The 20,087-nt window shown below is 59.9% G+C and carries 12 protein-coding genes; 2 read left to right on the forward strand and 10 right to left on the reverse strand.

The annotated features are described in order from the left end of the window. Positions 1–35: 35 nt before the first annotated feature. On the reverse strand, positions 36–4,916 hold the full coding sequence (locus AC1RME_RS07545) for a dermonecrotic toxin domain-containing protein (protein ID WP_493090904.1): 4,881 nt from the start codon (positions 4,914–4,916) through the stop codon (positions 36–38). Between the two features lie 193 nt (positions 4,917–5,109). Then, positions 5,110–6,132 carry a protease SohB gene (gene sohB, locus AC1RME_RS07550; RefSeq protein ID WP_096819966.1) on the reverse strand — a complete coding sequence of 341 codons (1,023 nt, stop codon included), beginning with the start codon at positions 6,130–6,132 and terminating at the stop codon, positions 5,110–5,112. Between the two features lie 205 nt (positions 6,133–6,337). Between sohB and AC1RME_RS07555 the strand changes: the two genes are divergently transcribed. Both AC1RME_RS07555 and AC1RME_RS07560 read left to right on the forward strand, forming a co-directional pair. Continuing rightward, a complete protein-coding gene (locus AC1RME_RS07555; RefSeq protein ID WP_096819967.1) occupies positions 6,338–7,048 on the forward strand; it encodes a histidine phosphatase family protein in 711 nt (236 codons plus the stop codon). Positions 7,049–7,096: 48 nt separating this feature from the next. After that, the gene (locus AC1RME_RS07560; protein WP_085730743.1) at positions 7,097–7,414 is read left to right on the forward strand and encodes an SCP2 sterol-binding domain-containing protein; all 318 of its coding nucleotides are present in this window, start codon (positions 7,097–7,099) and stop codon (positions 7,412–7,414) included. Between the two features lie 52 nt (positions 7,415–7,466). On the opposite strand, the gene AC1RME_RS07565 is transcribed toward AC1RME_RS07560, so the two are convergent. From AC1RME_RS07565 to AC1RME_RS07600, 8 genes are all read right to left on the reverse strand, one after another. Next, complete coding sequence (locus AC1RME_RS07565) at positions 7,467–9,050, reverse strand: ABC transporter ATP-binding protein (RefSeq protein WP_096819968.1); 1,584 nt, start codon at positions 9,048–9,050, stop codon at positions 7,467–7,469. A gap of 1 nt (position 9,051) precedes the next feature. Further along, a complete protein-coding gene (locus AC1RME_RS07570; RefSeq protein WP_096819969.1) occupies positions 9,052–10,074 on the reverse strand; it encodes an ABC transporter permease in 1,023 nt (340 codons plus the stop codon). Continuing rightward, a complete protein-coding gene (locus tag AC1RME_RS07575) occupies positions 10,068–11,138 on the reverse strand; it encodes a microcin C ABC transporter permease YejB (RefSeq protein WP_493090907.1) in 1,071 nt (356 codons plus the stop codon). The genes AC1RME_RS07570 and AC1RME_RS07575 overlap by 7 nt, the downstream gene beginning before the upstream one ends. After that, positions 11,125–12,975: an extracellular solute-binding protein gene (locus AC1RME_RS07580; RefSeq protein WP_096819971.1), complete on the reverse strand. Its 1,851-nt coding sequence runs from the start codon at positions 12,973–12,975 to the stop codon at positions 11,125–11,127. Before AC1RME_RS07580 ends, AC1RME_RS07575 begins: the two co-directional genes overlap by 14 nt. 114 nt (positions 12,976–13,089) lie before the next feature. After that, positions 13,090–15,744 carry a TonB-dependent receptor gene (locus AC1RME_RS07585; RefSeq protein ID WP_096819972.1) on the reverse strand — a complete coding sequence of 885 codons (2,655 nt, stop codon included), beginning with the start codon at positions 15,742–15,744 and terminating at the stop codon, positions 13,090–13,092. 118 nt (positions 15,745–15,862) lie between these two features. After that, positions 15,863–16,366, reverse strand: coding sequence for an RES family NAD+ phosphorylase (locus tag AC1RME_RS07590; protein WP_096819973.1), 504 nt, complete (start codon positions 16,364–16,366; stop codon positions 15,863–15,865). Continuing rightward, positions 16,363–16,839, reverse strand: coding sequence for an antitoxin Xre/MbcA/ParS toxin-binding domain-containing protein (locus AC1RME_RS07595; RefSeq protein WP_096819974.1), 477 nt, complete (start codon positions 16,837–16,839; stop codon positions 16,363–16,365). Before AC1RME_RS07595 ends, AC1RME_RS07590 begins: the two co-directional genes overlap by 4 nt. 269 nt (positions 16,840–17,108) lie before the next feature. Further along, entirely contained in the window at positions 17,109–20,030 is a 2,922-nt protein-coding gene (locus AC1RME_RS07600) for a TonB-dependent receptor (protein WP_096819975.1), read from the reverse strand. Positions 20,031–20,087 lie beyond the last annotated feature (57 nt).

The following is a 20,087-nucleotide window of genomic DNA, read 5'->3' on the forward strand; positions in this document are numbered from 1 at the left end:
CTCCGAGCCCGCAAACGCGGGCTCGGGGGCTCTGCTTATCCCTCTCTCGTTCCTAACCTGTTGGGCCCCGGTGTGACCGGCAAAGTCAGCCCCGGATGCCTCGCCAGTGCCGCGCTGGTCAGTTGTTTTCGCAGTTCCAGGCTTTCATTTCTGAAGTTGTCGAAGATCGTCGTCATTTGCTGACTGGCGGCCTCACGAGACAACCCGACCTGTGCCTCCAATCGCGAAAACGCTTGCGCACTTCGATCGAAAACGCTGATAAATGCATCCTGACGTGTCGTCAGCAAATACTCCGCCCAGAACTCCTGTCTGCTGACCGACTCAGTCAGTAGCACCGTCTGCTCGGCCCTGACGACCTCCAGATACGCGTGATCGATCTGCGCGTCGGTCACCTCGGTATCCAACGGTACATTCAGCTCTGTGGGTTGTGCTGGCAACGCCAGGCGCCGCGCCAGTCTCACTCGATAAATCAGGCTGACATCCAGCGCCTGACGTTGAGTGAAGGTCCCTGAGCGGGAACGTCGCGCAATATCGAGCAACGCTTGCTTTTCCACCTGCTGCAAACGGAACAACCCGCGCAACAGACGGACCAGGTCGCCTTCAAGTGTCTGTGTACCGGTGCGGGCCGCTGCCGCTGCCCGATAACACAGAACCCTGACCTCCAGATCGCTGAACAGCCCCGCAACATTGGGAGCACTGACCCAACCTGACCGGGCCATGCGAAACAGCGCTCGACGCAACGAATCATCCTCGCAGGCCGCCTCCAGCACATTCCACACCCGCTGCCCGAGCTGTTCGCGGGTTCGGGAGTAATCGGCCGTTTCACGCAGTTGCATGAGCACTTCAAAAAAATCCCGGGAGTCCCGCGCAGCCGACAGCGATGACAGCACCTGCTTCGCCCGGCCGATCTCCACCGCCGGCAGGCCGTTGACCCACCCGGCCCCCTCACGATCACCCGCCAATCGTACAGTGCGGGTGTATTCGGTGGTGATCACGCCGAGGCTTATACCTTGTGACTGCTGGTACGCAGCAATGTCTTTCAGGCTTGTCGCCGACAGCGGGTTGCCATCGATCGTGGTGCCCCGGTTCAGTACCGCGCGGGAGGTGAACACGGACGACGGGATATCGACGATCCTGTTGTTGCGCAAATCGAGAGACTCCAGATGCGCAAGCCCATCGGTGTTCCCGGGCCATTCGCTGATGCCGGTGTCACGCAGGTTCAGATGGCGCAAACTGCGCATCGCACTGACATCAGGCGTCTGCCCCAAAGTCGAGTTGAACCCAAGGTCCAGCGTGCGCAAATGCTGCTTGCCGCCCAGTTCCTGCATCGATCGCTCGGTCAGGCGAATACTGTTATTGCTCAGATCCAGCCCGGTCAGCGCCGGCATATCGCCGATCGCAAGAGGAATGCGCGTCAACCCGTTCCCTGACAGATTCAGCACCCGCAATCCGGAAAAGTTACGCAAAAATGTGTTCAAACCCGCACTGGCGCCAACGCCACTCATCTCCAAAGCGGTGATGTGGGCAAAATCACCAACGAGGGTCGGTATTTCCCCCAGCGGCGCTGCATCGAATGTCAGACTGTAGGTCGGATGACCCGAGTGCACGGAGTGGCGGGTTTCCTTGCGCCAGGCGCGCAAAATGGCTTGCATTGCCCGAGCCTTGCTATGGGTAGGCACCTTGATTCTCGGCCCCTCCTCTTCCTGATAATACGTATCGCGGTGAGTCCAGCGCTCCAGGGTTTCGACCATCGTCCTGTATTGCTCGCGCAGCCGCTCCAGCGATCTGATGACCAGGACTTCGTCGGTGCCCAGCGAGGTCACGAAACGTTTGAGCTGCGCGGGGGATTGGGCCGGATACAGCTCCTGTGCCCGACGTATGAGCACGGGAGATGTTCCCGATGCAGAACTCGAAGGAGCCGACTGCTGGACGAAGGCTTGCTCGATCCGACGATCCGCCAGGCCCATGGGTGAACGGTAATCGGCGCTCATCGGTTCAATTCCCAATACCTTGGCAAATGCCTCGCGCCGCTGCAGTGCCGATACAGTGATTTTCTGCCGCAAGCCAGTGCCGTCGATGTCCTTGTCGACCCCGATGGCCTTGCGACTGTGGGCCGGCAAGCTTTCCCACAACGTCTGGAAAAAATTCGCCCGGGTGCGCGTCGGCTGACTGGAGATGACCGTGTGACGCGTGTCCTGGCCCTGATAGCGCTCGGCGTAGGCTTCGATCAGCACTTTGTGCGCGGCGTCACTCGGGCCGACGGTTGCCCGCTGATCGGCATACACACCCCAATCCAGAATTTCGACAAACACATCGCCAGGCCAGCCAGGCAAATGGGTCAACGTGTCGAGTATCAGCATGTCGGGATCGCGCCCGCAGGCCGCGTCCAGATACACCCCCTCATAGGCCCGGTTCAGACGCTGGATCTGCTGATAGCGCCGCGCCTCTTCGGCCAGGCGCAGCGGTACAGTGTCGGATTCCAGTTGCTCCCACTCGCGTACATCGGCATGTTGCACCAGTTCGTCGATAACACTGGCTGAAAGTCCCGGAAATGCCTTGACGATCGGCTCGTTTCTGGAAAGTTCGCAAATGTCGGCTCGCCGGAACAGCCGATCCATCATCGCCATGCGCATGCGCGGTGCCAGCGCGGCAATGTGACTGGCCAGTAGCGCCGTCTGATTTTTCTGCTCCACGGTAACCGAACCCAGCAAACGCGAACGTTCACTGTCATTGAGTGCTGCCAACAGTGGTGCATGGAACTGTCCCTTGCTCAGCACGTCCTCACTGATTTTCACCTGACGGGCCGCATTGCCTGCACCATAGCGCGTCACTTCGTCGCCGGTGACGTCCTCCACAATGATTGCCATGTCTCGTGGCCAACGACCTGCCCCCGTCAGCAAATACAACTGCAGATCGGCGTCTGCCATGGGGGCAGACGCCGGTAAAGCCATCTGCTCCATGAACAACCCGACGTCAGTATCTGCGCGAAAACGCCTTACAGAATCCGACAGCGCCGCCATCGGCTTGCCGCGCTCGACAAACAGCTGCCGCATAACCGCCTCATCGATGCCACTGGCCGCGATGATTTGCAGCGCGCGAGTATCTGAAACCTTCTCTTCCCGGAATCCCAAACGACGGAACAGGGTCAAGGAGCTCCATTCGTGAGGCAACTCGGAATCGTGACGCCAGGCGCCCGCACCGTTGGTCTCTAGTAAAGGTGAATAGCGTTCGGGCAACTGCGGGTCATGCACCTCCCACAAGCCGGTGCCGGTTACCGGACGCACCGCGTACGCATCGGGCCCCAGCGGCAAATAGCGCTTGTCTGCGCGCCAGACCAACCCTTGTGCGTCGGCAGCAAGGTTGCTCGGCAAGGATTCACGATGACGGTAAGCCGTCATGTCCGGATTCCAAAGTCGATGCGACATCGCGCCAACCGGGACGCGCCGCAACCCCTGCATGAAACTCGACGAGCGTACGAGTCTATAGGCCTCGCCGGTGGCCACACCGCCAGCGGCGAAGCTCGCCATGAGGATCAGGTTCTCAAGGGTGTCAAACAGACAATCGGCGGCATGCTCCTGATCGCCGTGAGCCCAGCTGTCGATGCCCTCGTAAATCTCGCCGAGCAATTGCAGCCCGGCAACGGCGCACAGGACTTCACCGAGCACCGGCACAAAGGAGACAAAAAACAACAGCGTATTCAGTCCGATCGCTTTGTAGGTGTCCAGCCTGGCCAGACGGGTTTTCTCATCCTCATCGTCGGTGGGTACCACCAGCAAACGAGTGTCGGCCCGCACCTGCGCCGCGCGGTGCTGGAAGATGGCCAGAAACAGGTCCCGTTTTGCGTCACCTTCAAGATCGATGCCTGTCAGCGGCAGATAGGTCGAAGTAATGGGAAAATGGTTCGGCCTGGCATTCAACAATCGCACACTCAGTCCGGTCAGGAAAAGTGAGCGATCTTGCATAGGGAGAAATCGCATGAAAAAACGTCGGAACTCGGAATTGCGTAAACGCCCGCTCAGCTCAAGCTCGAATTTCTGGAACGACGCATACTCTTTCAATGGATGATCAGGATCGCCCGGCATATAGATCACACAACGGTAATCGTCTTCCTCTGGCTCGTCGATCAGGCCGATGAACATGGCGCCTCGAAGTTGCACACCGAGCATTTCAAGACTTTGATAGCCGAGCGTGTTTTTGCCCAGTTTGATCGAGGACTCCGAGTTCTTGATCGACTTGAGCATCTGATAAACATCGGCGCTTATGTGACCACGCATGTAGGCGATATGCCGATCAACATCGAATTGATCCCTGGAATAAGCGACAGATGTTTCCTGCAAACTGGCGAGTTGAGTGTCGCTGCCAAAAAAACCTTCCACATGTTTCTGGTATTGCTTGCCAAGATCCAGGTATCGGCAAAGTCTGGCGAACTCATGGGGCTGTATCGGCAAAACCCGGTTGGACCGCCCCGTTACTTTCTGCGGAACGTAGAGCAAAGAGCTCTCGTGATAGCTGCTGGCCAGGGTTTCAGACAACTCGAAATTTTCACAGGCCGCCGTCAACAGATCGCGATCGATCGGCAACACCAGTTTCTTTCGCAGCCCCAACAGACTTGACGTCGAGCGCACATGCTGAAAAATCGCCCCATCGACTTCGAAGGGTTCGCCCAGTTTCTCAGCCATGGCCTTGGCCAGAAGGGGTGTGCAAAAGCTCTGTGGGGATTTTAACGTCCGCAGCTTTTCCAGCGCGGCATGGCGTGATTTGAAACTGGCCTTGAAACTTTCATAGAGATCATTGCGCGCGACCTCTGACGATTCAAGCAGCCAGGCGGGCATCCGCTTTTTATACAACTCAAAGAAGACACCTTGTTGAGCTGGCGTCATGACGGGCAAACTTGATTGATTCTTTTCAACTTCCATGTTTAACAACTCTCATTCTGAAATGAACATCCAGAATAAAGTTGAAACAACACTCAATACAGCGCGATTAGTTGATGTATTGCCGACCAAAATAACAACATTATGCGACGATAAAACATCTATATACCGCACTGACTTACGATAAAAGCGCTTCACGCTCGCGAGGCTGAAACCTCACGAGCGTACGCAACACTTACCAGAATCGTTGCTGGGTCAGCCGGCTCCACCAGCTCAGCAACACGCGATCCACCGAGCCGCTGGCCGCCATGCCGATACGCTCCTGCAGGCTTTTGCGTTCGGCATAGTGCAGGTGATAGACCTCGGACTGTTTGGCCCGCTCGGCCAGGTATTCGTCACTGGTCTTGAGCTCATCCACCAATTGCTTTTCCAGCGCCGCGATGCCGAGCCAGACTTCACCGGTGGCCACTTCGTCGATCGCCAGTTGCGGGCGATAACGGGCGACGAAGTTCTTGAACAGCTTATGGGTGATGTCCAGGTCTTCCTGGAATTTCTCCCGGCCCTTCTCGGTGTTTTCGCCAAACACGGTGAGGGTGCGCTTGTATTCGCCGGCGGTCAGCACTTCGAAATCGATGTCATGTTTTTTCAACAGGCGATTGACGTTCGGCAGCTGCGCAACCACCCCGATCGAGCCAAGAATGGCAAACGGCGCGCTGATGATCTTCTCGCCGATGCAGGCCATCATGTAGCCGCCGCTCGCCGCGACCTTGTCGATGCACACGGTCAACGGCACGCCGGCTTCACGGATGCGCGCCAGTTGCGACGAGGCCAGGCCATAGCTGTGAACCATGCCGCCGCCACTCTCCAGACGCAGGACCACTTCATCCTTCGGTGTAGCCAGGGTCAGCAGTGCGGTGATTTCGTGGCGCAGGCTTTCGGTGGCCGACGCCTTGATGTCGCCATCGAAATCCAGCACGAATACCCGCGGTTTGGCGTCCGGGTTCTTCTTCTGTTTCTTCTCGGCCTTGGCCTCGCCCTTGCGCAAGGCCTTGAGCTGATCCTTGTCGAGCAGGGTCTGCTCCAGGCGCTCACGCAGGCCTTTATAGAAATCATTGAGCTTGTTGACCTGCAACTGGCCCGCAGACTTGCGTCGGCCCTTGCTGCGCAATGCAGCAAAACTGGCCAGCACCACCAGAATCGCGATGACCAGTGTCACGGTCTTGGCCAGGAAACTGGCGTATTCAGTCAAAAACTCCACAGTGACTCCTTCAAACGATGCGCAATTGCTTAACACGCGCGGGATACCCCCAGCATACCCATGCACTGCTTCGTCGGCCAGCCGTGAAACCTCTGGAAACAGGCCTGTAACGGGCATTTCAAACAAGCGTATGTTTTTTCATTGACAGCTCTCCGCCATCCCCATAACCTCGCCACAACCTTCAACGTACCGGGATGACGCGGACGTGGGCAGCATCTACTTGATTCGACATGGCCAGGCCTCCTTCGGTGCAGACGACTATGACGTCCTGTCGCCGACCGGTGTACGCCAGGCAGAGATCCTCGGCCGCCACCTCGCCGAGCTCGGCGTCAGCTTCGATCGCTGCCTGTCGGGCGATCTGCGCCGTCAGCAACACACGGCCAACAGCGCGCTGGAACAGTTCGCCGCCATCGGATTGCCGGTCCCTGCTCTGGAAATCGATTCGGCCTTCAACGAATTCGACGCCGACGCCGTGATCCGCGCCCTGCTCCCGGCCATGCTGCCCGAAGAACCCGAAGCGCTGGAGATCCTGCGCAACGCCGCACAGAATCGTGGCGAGTTCCAGCGCATCTTCGCCCTGATCATCGAACGCTGGCTGGCCGGCACCTACGACACGCCGGGGCTGGAAAGCTGGCTGGGCTTCGTCGAACGGGTCCAGGCCGGGCTGAACCGCCTACTCGATCAGGCCGACAACACCCAGAAAATCGCAGTGTTCACCTCGGGCGGCACCATCACCGCCCTGCTCCACCTGATTACGCAAATGCCTGCACGGCAGGCCTTTGAACTGAACTGGCAAATCGTCAACACCTCGCTCAACCAGCTGAAGTTCCGCGGTCGCGAGGTGGCTCTGGCTTCCTTCAACAGTCATGCACACCTGCAACTGCTGAAGGCCCCGGAACTCATCACTTTTCGCTGAGTCCGGATTACTGTGACCCTGCTGCAATCAACCAAAAAGGATCGAACCATGACCTCCGTAGCTGATGCCGTAAAAGCAATGCAAGCCAAGTTCAACCCAGCCGCTGCTGCCGGTCTGGATCTGATCTTCGGTTTCAACATCACTGACGAAGACAAGCACTACGCCCTGATCGTCAAAGACGGCACTTGCGACATCCAGGAAGGCGAAAACGCCGACGCCAACTGCACGCTCGTGCTGGACAGCGAAACCCTGAAAGGCATCGTCAGCGGCGAAACCGACGGCATGCAAGCCTTCATGGGCGGCAAGCTGCGCGTTGAAGGCGACATGATGCTGTCGATGAAACTGTCCGAGCTGTTCCCGGCATAAGTCGGCAGCCAGACTGCAAACAAATCCCGCCCCTGTGGCGGGATTTGTCGTTTCAGGCGCTCGAACCGGCAAACGAAGCCGCCAGCAACTCCCGCGTATACGGGTGTTTTGCCGAGCCGAACAACTCACCCGTTTCCCCTCGCTCCACCACCTCGCCATCCTTCATCACGATCAGGTCGTGAGCCAGTGCCCGCACTACCGCCAGGTCATGACTGATGAACAGATACGTCAGACCGTGCTCCTCCTGTAACCGGCGCAACAGCGCGACGATCTGTTTCTGCACCGTGCGATCCAGCGCCGACGTCGGCTCGTCGAGCAGGATCAGATCCGGCTTGAGCACCAACGCCCGGGCGATGGCGATGCGTTGTCGTTGCCCGCCGGAAAACTCGTGGGGATAGCGATGACGTGTCGCCGGATCGAGGCCCACTTCCCGCAAGACATCAATCACGGCCTGTTCACGTTCCCGCGCATTCATGTCGCTGTGCACCTGCAAACCCTCGGCGATGATCTGCTCCACGCACAAGCGCGGACTGAGGCTGCCGAACGGATCCTGAAACACCACTTGCAGGCGTTTGCGTAGCGGCCGTAGCTGCTTTCCGCTCAGGCCTTCCAGCGCCTTGCCTTCGAAACGGATGCTGCCGTCAGCCTCGATCAGTCGCAGGATCGCCTGGCCGAGGGTGGACTTGCCGGAGCCCGACTCACCGACAATCCCCAAGGTCCGCCCCCGTTGCAGGCTCAGATCGATACCGTTGACCGCGTGCAGATACGACTTTGGGCGCAGCCAGCCGCCACCGAGTCGAAAGCGCACGTTGAGATCGCGCACTTGCAACAGTTCCTCCGACTTGTCCCGACACAGCGCCATGCCCCCGGGTTCGGCGTTAAGCAATTCAATACTGTAGGGATGCTGCGGCGCCCGGAACAGTTGCTCGCAAGTCGCCTGTTCGACGATCTCGCCGCCGCGCATCACCGCGACTCGCTGGGCGATGGTGCGTACCAGATTCAAGTCGTGACTGATGATCAGCAGCGCCATGCCCAGGCGTTGTTGCAGCTCTTTTAGCAACAGAAGAATCTTGCGCTGCACGGTAACATCGAGGGCAGTGGTCGGCTCATCGGCGATCAGTAACTGAGGCTCGCACGCCAGCGCCATCGCGATCATCACTCGCTGCCGTTGCCCGCCGGAGAGCTGATGCGGATAAGCCTTCAGACGTTCACTTGGGCGTTGAATGCCCACCAGTTCCAACAGCTCCAGAATCCGTTTGCGCGCCGCCGCGCCTGCCAGACCTTTGTGCAGCGCCAGACTTTCGCCGAGTTGTCGCTCGATGCTGTGCAACGGGTTGAGCGAACTCATCGGCTCCTGAAAAATCATCGCAATGCGGTTGCCGCGCAATTGCCGCAGATAACGTTCATGGACGCCCAGCAACTCTTCGCCGCCATAACGAATGCTGCCGTCGATCTTCGTGATGTTCGGGTCCAGCAGTTGCAGAATGCTGTGGGCCGTCACCGACTTACCGGAACCGGACTCCCCCACCAGCGCCAGGCATTCACCCGGACGGATGTCGAGGTCGATGCCGTGGACCACTTCCTGGCCTTTGAAGGCAACCCGCAGGTCGCGTATTTCGATCAAGTGTTCACGCATATCAAGTCCTGGGGTCGAAGGCATCACGGCACGCTTCGCCGATGAATACGAGCAATGAAAGAATCAGCGCGAGAGCAAAGAACGCTGTCAGGCCCAGCCACGGCGCTTGCAGATTGGTCTTGCCCTGACCGATCAATTCACCCAGCGACGCACTGCCCGCCGGCATGCCGAAGCCCAGAAAATCCAGCGCAGACAACGTTGCGATGGCTCCGGTGAGAATGAACGGCAGGTACGTCAGCGTCGCGCTCATGGCGTTGGGCAGGATGTGCCGCACGATCACCTGCGCATCGCCGACGCCCAGTGCCCGCGCCGCTTTCACGTACTCGAGCCCACGGCTGCGCAGAAACTCGGCGCGCACCACATCCACCAGGCTCAGCCAGGAAAACAGCGCCATGATGCCCAGCAGCCACCAGAAATTCGGCTCGACGAAGCCCGACAGAATGATCAGCAGATAGAGCACCGGCAGCCCCGACCAGACCTCCAGCAAACGCTGTCCGATCAAGTCGACCCAACCGCCGTAGTAGCCCTGCAACGCACCGGCGGCGATGCCGATCAACGCACTGGTCGCGGTCAGTGCCAAGGCAAACAGCAGTGACACCCGCGTACCGAAAATCACCCGCGCCAGCACATCCCGCGCCTGATCATCGGTGCCCAGCCAGTTCTCACCGGTGGGCGGGCTCGGTGCCGGTTCCATGAGGTCGTAATTGACCGTGTCGAAACCGAACGGGATCGGCGCAAACCACATCCGCCCGCCCTGCCCCTCGATCAGCTCGCGAACCTGGGCGCTGCGATAGTCAGGCTGAAACGGCAACTCGCCGCCGAAGTCCTGTTCGGTGTAACGCTTGAACGCCGGAAAATACCAACCGCCCTGGTAGCTCACCAACAGCGGTTTGTCGTTGGCGACCAGTTCGCCGCCAAGGCTCAATCCGAAGAGTGCGAGAAACAGCCACAACGACCACCAGCCGCGCCGATGAGCCTTGAACCGCGCCCAACGGCGCTGTCCGATGGGAGATAACGTCAGCATCGGGCGGTCCTCGCAGAGAAGTCGATGCGCGGGTCGACCAGCGTGTAGCACAGGTCACCGAGCAGTTTTATCAAGAGTCCGAACAGGGTGAAGATGAACAGCGAACCGAACACCACCGGGTAATCCCTCGACACTGCCGCCTCGTAACTGAGGCGCCCGAGGCCATCGAGGGAAAAAATCACCTCGATCAGCAGCGAGCCGCCGAAGAACACGGTCACCAGCGCCTGAGGCAACCCGGCGACCACCAACAGCATCGCATTGCGAAACACGTGTCCGTACAACACCTGTCGCTCACTCAACCCCTTGGCCCGGGCCGTGACCACGTACAGCCGCGAGATCTCGTTGAGGAAGCTGTTCTTGGTCAGGATCGTCAGGGTCGCGAAACCACCGATCACCAGCGCGCTGACCGGCAACACCAGATGCCAGAAGTAGTCCGCCACCTTGCCCCACGGCGTCAGCTCGGCGAAGTTGTCCGAGACCAGCCCGCGCACCGGAAACCAGTCCAGCGCCGTACCGCCGGCAAACACCACGATCAACAACAGGGCGAACAGAAAGCCCGGCATCGCGTAACCGATGATGATCGTCGCGCTGCTCCAGACATCGAACGCCGAACCGTTGTGCACGGCCTTGCGGATGCCCAGCGGGATCGACACCAGATAGGTGATCAACGTCGCCCACAGCCCCAGCGACAAGATCACCGGCAATTTCTGCCAGATCAATTCCGTCACCGTCGCGCCACGAAAGAAACTCTTGCCGAAATCCAGCTGCGCGTAGCTCTTGAGCATCAGCCACAAGCGCTCGCTGGCGGGTTTGTCGAACCCGTACTGGCGCTCGATATCGGCCACCAGTTTCGGGTCCAGGCCACGGGTCGCGCGGGACTCGCCGCCAATGGTTTCGACATGACTTGCACCCACTGCCCCACCGACACCGATCCCCTGCAAACGGGCGATGGCCTGCTCGACCGGGCCACCGGGCGCAGCCTGCACGATCACGAAGTTCACCAACAGAATCGCCAACAAGGTCGGCACGATCAGCAGCAGACGCCGCAGGCTATAACCCCACATGGGCCAACTCCTTTTGCTGTTTTTGCGCCTGAGTGGCGGTCAACGCCGTCGGACTGATTTCCCACCAGGTATCCAGGCCAGCGTCGTACAGCGGCGCAATCGCCGGCCGGCCGAAACGGTTCCACCACACCGTGGAAATACCCGGTGGGTAATAGTTGGGAATCCAGTAGTAGCCCCACTGCAACACCCGGTCCAGCGCACGGGCATGGCGCAACAGACTCGCGCGGCTGTCGGCCTGCACCACGCCTTCGAGCAGCGCATCCACCGCCGGATCACGCAGCACCATGTAGTTGTTGGAACCCGGATCATCGGCGCCGTCGGAGCCGAAGTAATTGAACATTTCGCGCCCTGGTGCCTGACTCACCGGATAACCGACGACGATCATGTCGTAGTCGCGATTGCGCACGCGGTTGGTGTATTGCGCGGTGTCGACCTGACGAATATCGAAGCCGATGCCGATCTGCGCCAGGTTGCGTTTGAACGGCAGCAACAAGCGCTCGAAACCTTTCTGGCCGTTGAGAAAGGTGAATTGCAGCGGCTCGCCGGCGGCATTCACCAGTTGATCGCCACGGGGTTTCCAACCAGCGGCTTCCAGCAGTTTCAGCGCCTGCAACTGTTGCGCGCGGATGTTGCCGCTGCCGTCGGTGCGCGGCGCTTCGAACACCTGGCTGAACACCTCATCGGGGATCTTGCCGCGCAAGGGTTCTAGGATTTTCAGTTCTCCGGCGTCCGGCAATTCAGTGGCTGACAGCTCGCTGTGGGAGAAGTAACTGCGCTGGCGCAGGTACATGCTGCGCATCATCTGCCGATTGCTCCATTCGAAATCCCAGAGCATGGCGATCGCTTGGCGCACCCGGCGATCCTGAAACAACGGTTTCTGCAGGTTGAACACGAAACCCTGAGAGCCTTGAGCAGCACCGGGAGCGAGGTGTTCGCGCAACAGTTTGCCCTGCTCCAGCGCTGCGCCGGCATAACCGATGGTGTAACTGGTGGCGGAGAACTCGCGGTTGTAATCGAAGCCGCCGGCCTTGAGCACTTGCCGCGATACGTCGGTGTCGGCGAAGAACTCCACACTCAATTGATCGAAGTTGTAGAGCCCGCGACTGATTGGCAGATCCTTGCCCCACCAGTCCTGAACCCGCTGGAATTTCACACTGCGACCGGCATCCACGGCGCTGACCCGATAGGGGCCGCTGCCGGGCGGAATCTCGAAACCAGCGCCTTCGGCAAAGTCCCGGGTGCGCCACCAATGCTCGGGCAGCACGGGTAGCACCGCCAGATCCAGCGGCAACGTGCGGCTGTCGTTGTTCTTGAACACGAAGCGCACCTGCGTTGGCGACTCGACCTGCACTTCGGCGACATCCCGAAACTGCTGCCGATACTTCAGGCTGCCCTGTGTGGTGAACAGCTCGAAGGTGTAGCGCACGTCCTCGGCGGTGATCGGCGTGCCGTCATCGAAACGCGCCGCTGGATTGAGATAGAAGCGCACCCAGCGCCGATCCGTGTCCAGTTCCATGCGTTGCGCCACCAGGCCGTAGACGCTGTAGGGCTCATCCTTGCTGCGATAAGCCAGTGGCGCGTAGAGCCAACCGTCGATCTCGGCGACGCCGGTGCCTTTTTCGACATAGGGAATCAGGTGATCGAACGGACCGCTTTCCAGCGAAGAACGCCGCAGGCTACCGCCCTTGGGGGCGTCGGGGTTGGCGTAGGCCAGGTGCTGGAAGTCCGGGGCGTACTTCGGAGCTTCGCCGTAGACCGTGAGGGCATGTTGAGGCTGCGCAAATATCGCCGGGCTCAGAACAAGACATACGCCCAGCAAAGTGAGTCTGGAAAACATGGGCAGATCCTTTAACCGCGTACCTGCCTACCTTTGATGTGCAGCGGGCAGGCATTTTTTATAGGGCCGGTTTTAGAACGATCGGTTACTAAAACCGGCACCGACTGGTCACTCTCAGAACTTGTAGTTGACCCGCGTGAACAGCGTCCGCCCGAACGGATCGCCGTACTTCGGGTCGTAGCCGCTCTGGAACGTGTAGGTCTGGTTGCTGAATGGCGGCTCGCGGTCGAACAGGTTCTTCACCCCCAGCGTCACGGCCAGGGTCTTGCGCCAGGTGTAGGTACCGGCCACGTCCCAGACGTTGTAGGAGCCAACATAGTCGTGGGTCTCACGATCCGAGTCGTGATAACCGCTGGTGTAGCGGTTGGTCAGGCTTGCGCCGAACGGGCCGTAGTTCCAGCTGCCGGTCAGGCTGTGACGCCAGCGGGCCACGGCACCGGCCGAAGCAAAGTCGCCGCCGCGAAAATCGCCGAGTTTGTCGATGTAGTCGCCCTTGAGTTGCTGCTGATACTCGTAACGACTGACATAGGTCCCTTGCAGACCGATGCCGAAATCGCCGTAGGACGTGCTCGGCAGGCGATAGTCGAAGCTCACGTCGACGCCGTTGGTCTTGATCTTGCCCAGGTTGGCCAGTCCCGTGACGATGTGATCGATGGAGCCATCAGGCTTGCGGATTAAACGATCCGGGTACAGTTCCGGGTTTTCGAACACCGCCGACTCAGGGAATTCGGCGATCTGGTTGGCGATGTTGATCCACCAGAAATCCAGCCCGGTGGTCAGGCGATCGAACGGCTGATACACGAAGCCGAGGGTGACGTTGCGCGCCGTCTCCGGGCTCAGGTCCGTGTTGCCGCCCGTGGTCCGGTTGAACTGCTGGGCGCAGTCTCGGTTGGCGATCCCGCCATTGCTCGGATTACCCCCGGCGCACAGGCGCGGGTCGTTGTAGTTGGCGTTGGTGAAGGTGGTGAAGTTCGGGTTATAGAGTTCATACAGCGACGGCGCGCGGAAACCTTCACTATAGGCGCCGCGAACCACCAGCTCCTTGAACGGCTGGAAGCGGAACGAGTATTTCGGGTTGGTGGTGCTGCCGAAATCGCTGTATTTGTCGTGGCGCACGGCGGCGGACAGCTCCAGGCTGTCGAGCACCGGCACGTTGACCTCGGCGTACTGCGCCGAGACGCTGCGGTCCCCGGTGACGCTGGCATTGGGGTCAACGCCCAGGCTCTGCACATCGGCCGCGAACTGGGCGAAATCCTGATGGAAGTCTTCCTTTCGGTACTCGCCACCCAGTGCCAGCGCCGAAGGGCCTGCGCCAAACCAGTCACCAATCTCGCGGCTGACACGGCCATCAATGGCCTTCACCCGGCCAACAGCTGTTCCGTAATCGCCGTCCACCGCGTTGGCCGCCAGCAATGCGGAACCTGCAGCCGTCTGCGGGCCGAACGGGTTGATCACGCCATTGGCAATGCCCTGGCTGACAGCCCGGTCGTTCACATAACCGCTACGGATGGTATTGACCACTTTGTTCTGGTTGTACGAGGCACCGACGTTGTAGTCCCAACCGACGAGCGTGCCGTCGAAGCTCAGCAGCAGGCGCTGACCCGTATTGTCGTCCTCATGCTGGCGAGCACCGACAGCGGTTTCGCGCCAGTTCACGTCTACCGGTTGCGTTGGATCAAGGGCAAAACCGCTCGGCCCCGGGGTGACGCCGTTGCCCGGATAAAACGTAGTACCAGAATTGACCTGATTGCCCATCAACGTACCGGGGCCGATCTGGGTGCGGTTTTCGTTGCGCGCCCAGAAGTATTCGAGGCTGACGTTGTGATCGTCCGACAGCTTGCCGGTGGCTTTGGCGAAGGCCGACGTCTTTTCGGTTTCCGGCACCAGATCGAGGTAATTCCACAGGCTCTGGCGGCAGATGCCGTTGCGCGACAGCAGGCCCGGTGCATTGCAACCGGAACCGGCCAACGGGTTGGTGGCGTTGCTGCCCTGACTCCAGTTGGCGGGTGACGCGGTACCGGAGGTGTAATCAAGTCCTCGCCCCGGCTGGTAGTTGTAGGTGTAAGCGCGATCTTCGGCGGCCAGCCGTTGCTGCTTGTCGTAACTCACAACGCCGAACACGTTGAAGCGATCGTCCTGCAAATCTCCAAAACCCCAACTGCCGCTGAAGTTGCGGCTTTCACCGCCACCGGAATGGGTCGGCGTGTCGTAGTTGGTGCTGATCTGACCTTCGGTGAGGCTGGTCTTGGTGATGAAGTTGATCACCCCGCCGATGGCATCGGTGCCGTACAACGCCGAAGCACCGTCGCGCAGCACTTCAACCCGGTCGATGGCGGCGAACGGGATGGTATTGAGGTCCACGCCGGAGCCGTTGATGGCGTTGGTCGCGTTATTGCTCAAGCGGCGACCGTTAAGCAGCACCAGCGTCTTGTTCGGGCCAATGCCTCGCAGGTCAGCGTAAGACGCCCCGCCGCTGCTCGAACCCACCGAACGTCCGGAGCCCACGGAAGACTGGTTGGCAGAAATGCGATTGACCAGTTCTTCAGTGGTGGTCACGCCTTGCTTCTGCAGCTCCTCTACCCGAAGGATGGTGACGGGTACCGCCGTTTCGGCATCGACTCGGCGGATCGCGGTACCAGTGACTTCAACCCGTTGCAGTTGGGTGGTCGGCTCTGTAGCACTGCTGTCGGCGGCAATCGCCGGCAATGTGTTGATCGCCAGCAGCAAGGCCAGGCTCAACGGGGATTTAACGGGTGAAAATCGAATCATGAACAGCCATCCCTGCGTTTTGGTTTATGCAGGGATGTGCGATGGCAGATGGCGATTTATAGGGCGCGATTTAGACCGTTGGGTGCTGAGGTTATGCAAAAAAAGGCATGTGGATTGCTCAGGCCAGTTCTGCATCCCTCAGCAATCGTGTATCCAGCCCGAACCGCTCTTGCGAGACCATCCTGAATTGCCCTTCCGCCAAATCGCAGCTCACCAGCAAGTTCCACGAATGCCGGGTGGCTGCCGAGGGGATCAGTACGAACGGATGCTCGGCGAGCAATGCATCGGCAAATTCCTGCTGGTTAGGCGAAGACTGTGCCGGGCTCATCCAGTAAGGGTTGGGCAGCTCCTCGGGTTGCACGATTTTCACAAGTGCCTCACTGATCACCTCAAAGCACGTCAGCACATAGGGACTTTTATCCAGTGCGTTAAAACTCCCATGAGCTGCCACCTCCAGAATGGCGGTAGAGGGATCGATCGAGGCATAAACGACACGCCGGCCGGGCCGGTTCCATCGGCCACCCTGCAGTTCCGAACCAATACCGCTGTCCCAGGTGCATCGATAAACCTCAGGGTCCAGCCGCCACGCGTACCAACGGTCGTCCCAAGGCAACGGGTTCATTGATAAACCCCGTATTTGATTCGGTGCAGATAAGCATCGACCGATTGATACCCCAAAGAGCTCTCAATCAATGCGACGGGTCTGTAACCGTTTAACCATTTGGTTGCCTTGTTCAACCATTCCTCGGCGCTCGACTGATCGTGGAACACCTCGATGGCGGACTCCAGAGCGTGCGCATACTGGAAGGCGATCATGCTCTGCTGGCGGCTCAGGCGCGTAGGCTCGTCGCTGTTAAGCAAGCGCCGTACGGTTCTGACGGACCTTCCGGTGATGAGCTGCACAAGTTCGCTTTCCCGGTACAGCTCAGACGTTGAAATCATGTTGACGACGTCACGCAGATCAAAGCCTTCCAGCGCATAACGGATGATGTACATGGTGTCCCTGTCCCATATCCGGCCATGCAGCAACAACTCCACGGGTTTGCCCTCGACTCTCTTCAGCCCGGTGAGCCGGGGTGCTTTTGTCTGGGGCATGGGAGCACCCTCCGTAGGGCACCTGGCGTGATCGGCACGCCAGAAATCACGAGGGGAATAAGTAGAGTTTTCGTGCTCGAGATGTGCGGTTCGCATAATCCATCCAATGTCAGGGGCCCGAGCGTTCAGGCCGGTCAGTGACTTCATGTCACGACCGATGCTATAGGCCCCGCTTCCGACGGCCAACCTTAAAAAGTCGTCGGAAATATCCCTGCTTTCACTCAAAATCCGACAACTTCCGTAGGACGTTGCCGAGCGTCATTCCCTACTCAACTCCCGAAGTGATAACTCACATCCAGCCACCACTGACGACCGTAAGGGTCGTAGTTGCCCGTCGGGTAATACGGCCAGCCTGCCGAGTCGTCATGTTTGACCTGATTGAGCACGTTGTTCACGGTCAGCCCGACGCTTGCCCGGTCGTTCAAGCGATAGCGCGCACTGGCATTGAACACCGTCCACGGCGACAGACGCCCGTCACCCGCGCCGTTGGTGACCGAGCCATAGCGAATGCCCATCAGCGTCGCCGTGGCCTTCTGATAGTCCCAGGTCAGGCTGGCGTTGACCTTGCTGCGCCAGTCGTAGTTGGTGCGCGAAGTGCGCCAGTCCTGGGTCGGGGCTTCATCCGATTCCTTGTAGAAGTGCGACAGCACCAGGGTGTAGCCCAGCGCCGAACTGAACGCGCCGTACTGGCCCGCGCCCCAGCGAATGTTGCTCTTGAAATCGAGACCGCTGACCCGCTCGCTGGCCGCGTTGATCGCATTCACCCGCACCCGCTGCAACTGGTTGGGATCGATGGCGGCATTGCCGGGATTGCGGTCAACACGCGCGAGGGTCGACTGACAGTTGGCCGAGTTGATGTCCTGGGTGCCGTTGCGGCATTCGTTCTCCTGCTGCAACAGGCGGTTTTCGTCGACGGTGGTCAGCAGGTCATCGATTTCCACGCGCCAGAAGTCGGTGGAAAAATCGAAGTTGCGCGACGGCGACCAGACAAAACCGTAGGTCCACGACTTGCCGCGTTCGGATTCCAGATCCGCCGTGCCGCTTTGTGTGTAGTCGACCCGCCCACGATCACACGCGCCCGCCACGCCCTGGCTGCAACCGTAATAATCGATCTGCGCCGGGTAGTAACCGTTGCTGTCGGACTGGTAGATGTAGTTCAAGTCCGGAGCCCGGAAACTGGTGCCGTAGCTGCCGCGCAACAACAGGCTGGTGACCGGTCGCCATTCGATACCGAGGTTGTAGGTTTTCTGCTGTTCGCTGCGCCCGCTGAATTTGTATTGGTCCCAGCGCCCCGCCGCCGTCGCCAGCACTGTGTCGGTCACCGGAATGCTGAACTCACCACCCGCCGCGTATCGCTTGCGCGAACCGCCGGAGCTTTGCGCCGGCGTCACGCCATAGAAACTGCCGTCGTTGAGGCTGTCGTCCGGGTCGATGCGGTATTCCTGTTTACCGGCTTCCAGTACGCCGGCAAATCCGACCGGGCCGGCCGGCAGGTCAAACAGATCGCCATTGACCGAGGCGTTGTAGCTGGTGGACACCGACTTGCTGCTCTGGGTCAGGTTGCCGCGAAACTGCTCCCACTCTTGAGGCGTCAATGGCCGGTCGAGGCGCGAGGCGTCCGGGGAAAATACCGGGTAGCCGCCGCGCGTACCGAGCTGCGGGCCGAGATAGAAATCCTGGATCGACGACAGCGGCGTGTAGCGTGTGGTGCGCACGCTTTTATATTCCGAGCGATTGGCCGCCAGATCATAGTGCCAGCCGGTGTCGGCGATCTTGTCCGACAGCCCCAGCGTGCCGGTCCACGAGGTATCGCGCCACTTGCTGTTGTTACTGGTGCGCCCGCCGATTTCTTCTTCACCGAAACGGCGATACCAACGTTCCAGATTGCCGCTGTTCTGGTTGATGAAGTCCGGCGAGGTGAAGGTCGGGCCACGGGTGTTGTTCTGAATGTGGTCGAGGCCATACATCAGGTCGGCGAACACCTGGCCGCTGTCGCTGAAATGCCAGGTGCCGCGGGTGTAGCCGTCGTAGTTTTCCTTTTGTGTCTGGATCGTCCAGTAATCGTTGTACATCTGGTCGGTGCGGCAGCGCCCGCCGCTGTTGAACAGTTTGTTGTCGAACGTGCCTTGATAAGCACCGCAGCCCGGTCCCAGATAACGGTTGTTGCTCAAGTCGCGGCGGTAACCGACATCCGCCAACGGCCCGCTCTGCATGAAACCTCGGTCATCGGCCCAGATCGGATCACGATTGGTCAGCTCAAGCCCGAACAAACCATCGAAGTCGCCCCAGCTGCCGCCGCCGCTGATCTGCAACCGCTGATTGTCACCGCCGCCGCGCTCGCTGGTGCCGCCCTTGAGGTTGACGTCGACGCCATTCATTTTGTCCTTGAGGATGATGTTCACCACCCCGGCAATCGCATCCGAACCGTAGATCGCCGAGGCGCCGCTGCTGAGGATTTCGATGCGGTCGATGATCGCCGACGGAATGTTCGCAAGGTTGGTGAAGTTGACCTTGCCGTCGTACGGCGTCGGGTAATCGGCGACCCGCCGGCCATTGATCAGCACCAGCGTGTGGTTGGGCCCCAGGCCGCGCAGGTTGAGGGCGCTGGCGGCCGGTTGCCAGGTGTTGCCATAGTCTTCGCCCTGGGTCATGCCGGTGTTTTGCGTCTGCGTGGCGAGGGCGTCGTAGACGTTCTTGTAGCCCCGCGCTTCCATTTCTTCGTGGGTGATGACATTGACCGGCGTCGCGCCATCGCTCTGGGCACGGGCGATCCGCGAACCGGTGACCGTGACTTTTTCCATGCGGTAATCGGCGTTGCTGGCAGGTGCCACGACGGCAGCCTTGACCGGTGCGGCGCTCGTTACCTCGGCCTGGCGAATGCTCAAACCCTGAGTGCCCTGCTCGACTTGCAGACCGCTGCCAAGCAACGCCTTCTCCACCGCCTGCCGGCCGCCCAACGCACCGCGCACGGCACCGCTGCGCTTGCCCTGCACCAGATTCTGGCTGAAGGAAATCGGCACGCCGGTCTGACGCGAGATGTCCAGCAGCACCTCGTCGAGGGCTCCTGCGGCGATGTCGAAAGTAAAGACCTGAGTGGCGGCGTCTTGCGCCAATACGGCCGAAGGAACGATGCCCATCGCTAGCGCGGCGGCCAGCGTCAGGCGGGGTAATTGTTGTTTGAATGAGAACATCGAGGGGCTTCCCTGTTGAAGGCGTCTGCAGGGAATGAGCAGCGGGCCGGCGCTTTT

It is taken from the genome of Pseudomonas sp. GW822-FHT03F08 (genome assembly GCF_058801265.1).

What these genes read in the sequence shown, in the direction of transcription:
- AC1RME_RS07545 (WP_493090904.1), bottom strand. Translation starts at nt 4,916, where the DNA reads ATGGAAGTTGAAAAGAATCAATCAAGTTTGCCCGTCATGACGCCAGCT.
- AC1RME_RS07560 (WP_085730743.1), top strand. Translation starts at nt 7,097, where the DNA reads ATGACCTCCGTAGCTGATGCCGTAAAAGCAATGCAAGCCAAGTTCAAC.
- AC1RME_RS07565 (WP_096819968.1), bottom strand. Translation starts at nt 9,050, where the DNA reads ATGCGTGAACACTTGATCGAAATACGCGACCTGCGGGTTGCCTTCAAA.
- AC1RME_RS07570 (WP_096819969.1), bottom strand. Translation starts at nt 10,074, where the DNA reads ATGCTGACGTTATCTCCCATCGGACAGCGCCGTTGGGCGCGGTTCAAG.
- AC1RME_RS07575 (WP_493090907.1), bottom strand. Translation starts at nt 11,138, where the DNA reads ATGTGGGGTTATAGCCTGCGGCGTCTGCTGCTGATCGTGCCGACCTTG.
- AC1RME_RS07580 (WP_096819971.1), bottom strand. Translation starts at nt 12,975, where the DNA reads ATGTTTTCCAGACTCACTTTGCTGGGCGTATGTCTTGTTCTGAGCCCG.
- AC1RME_RS07585 (WP_096819972.1), bottom strand. Translation starts at nt 15,744, where the DNA reads ATGATTCGATTTTCACCCGTTAAATCCCCGTTGAGCCTGGCCTTGCTG.
- AC1RME_RS07590 (WP_096819973.1), bottom strand. Translation starts at nt 16,366, where the DNA reads ATGAACCCGTTGCCTTGGGACGACCGTTGGTACGCGTGGCGGCTGGAC.
- AC1RME_RS07595 (WP_096819974.1), bottom strand. Translation starts at nt 16,839, where the DNA reads ATGCCCCAGACAAAAGCACCCCGGCTCACCGGGCTGAAGAGAGTCGAG.
- AC1RME_RS07600 (WP_096819975.1), bottom strand. Translation starts at nt 20,030, where the DNA reads ATGTTCTCATTCAAACAACAATTACCCCGCCTGACGCTGGCCGCCGCG.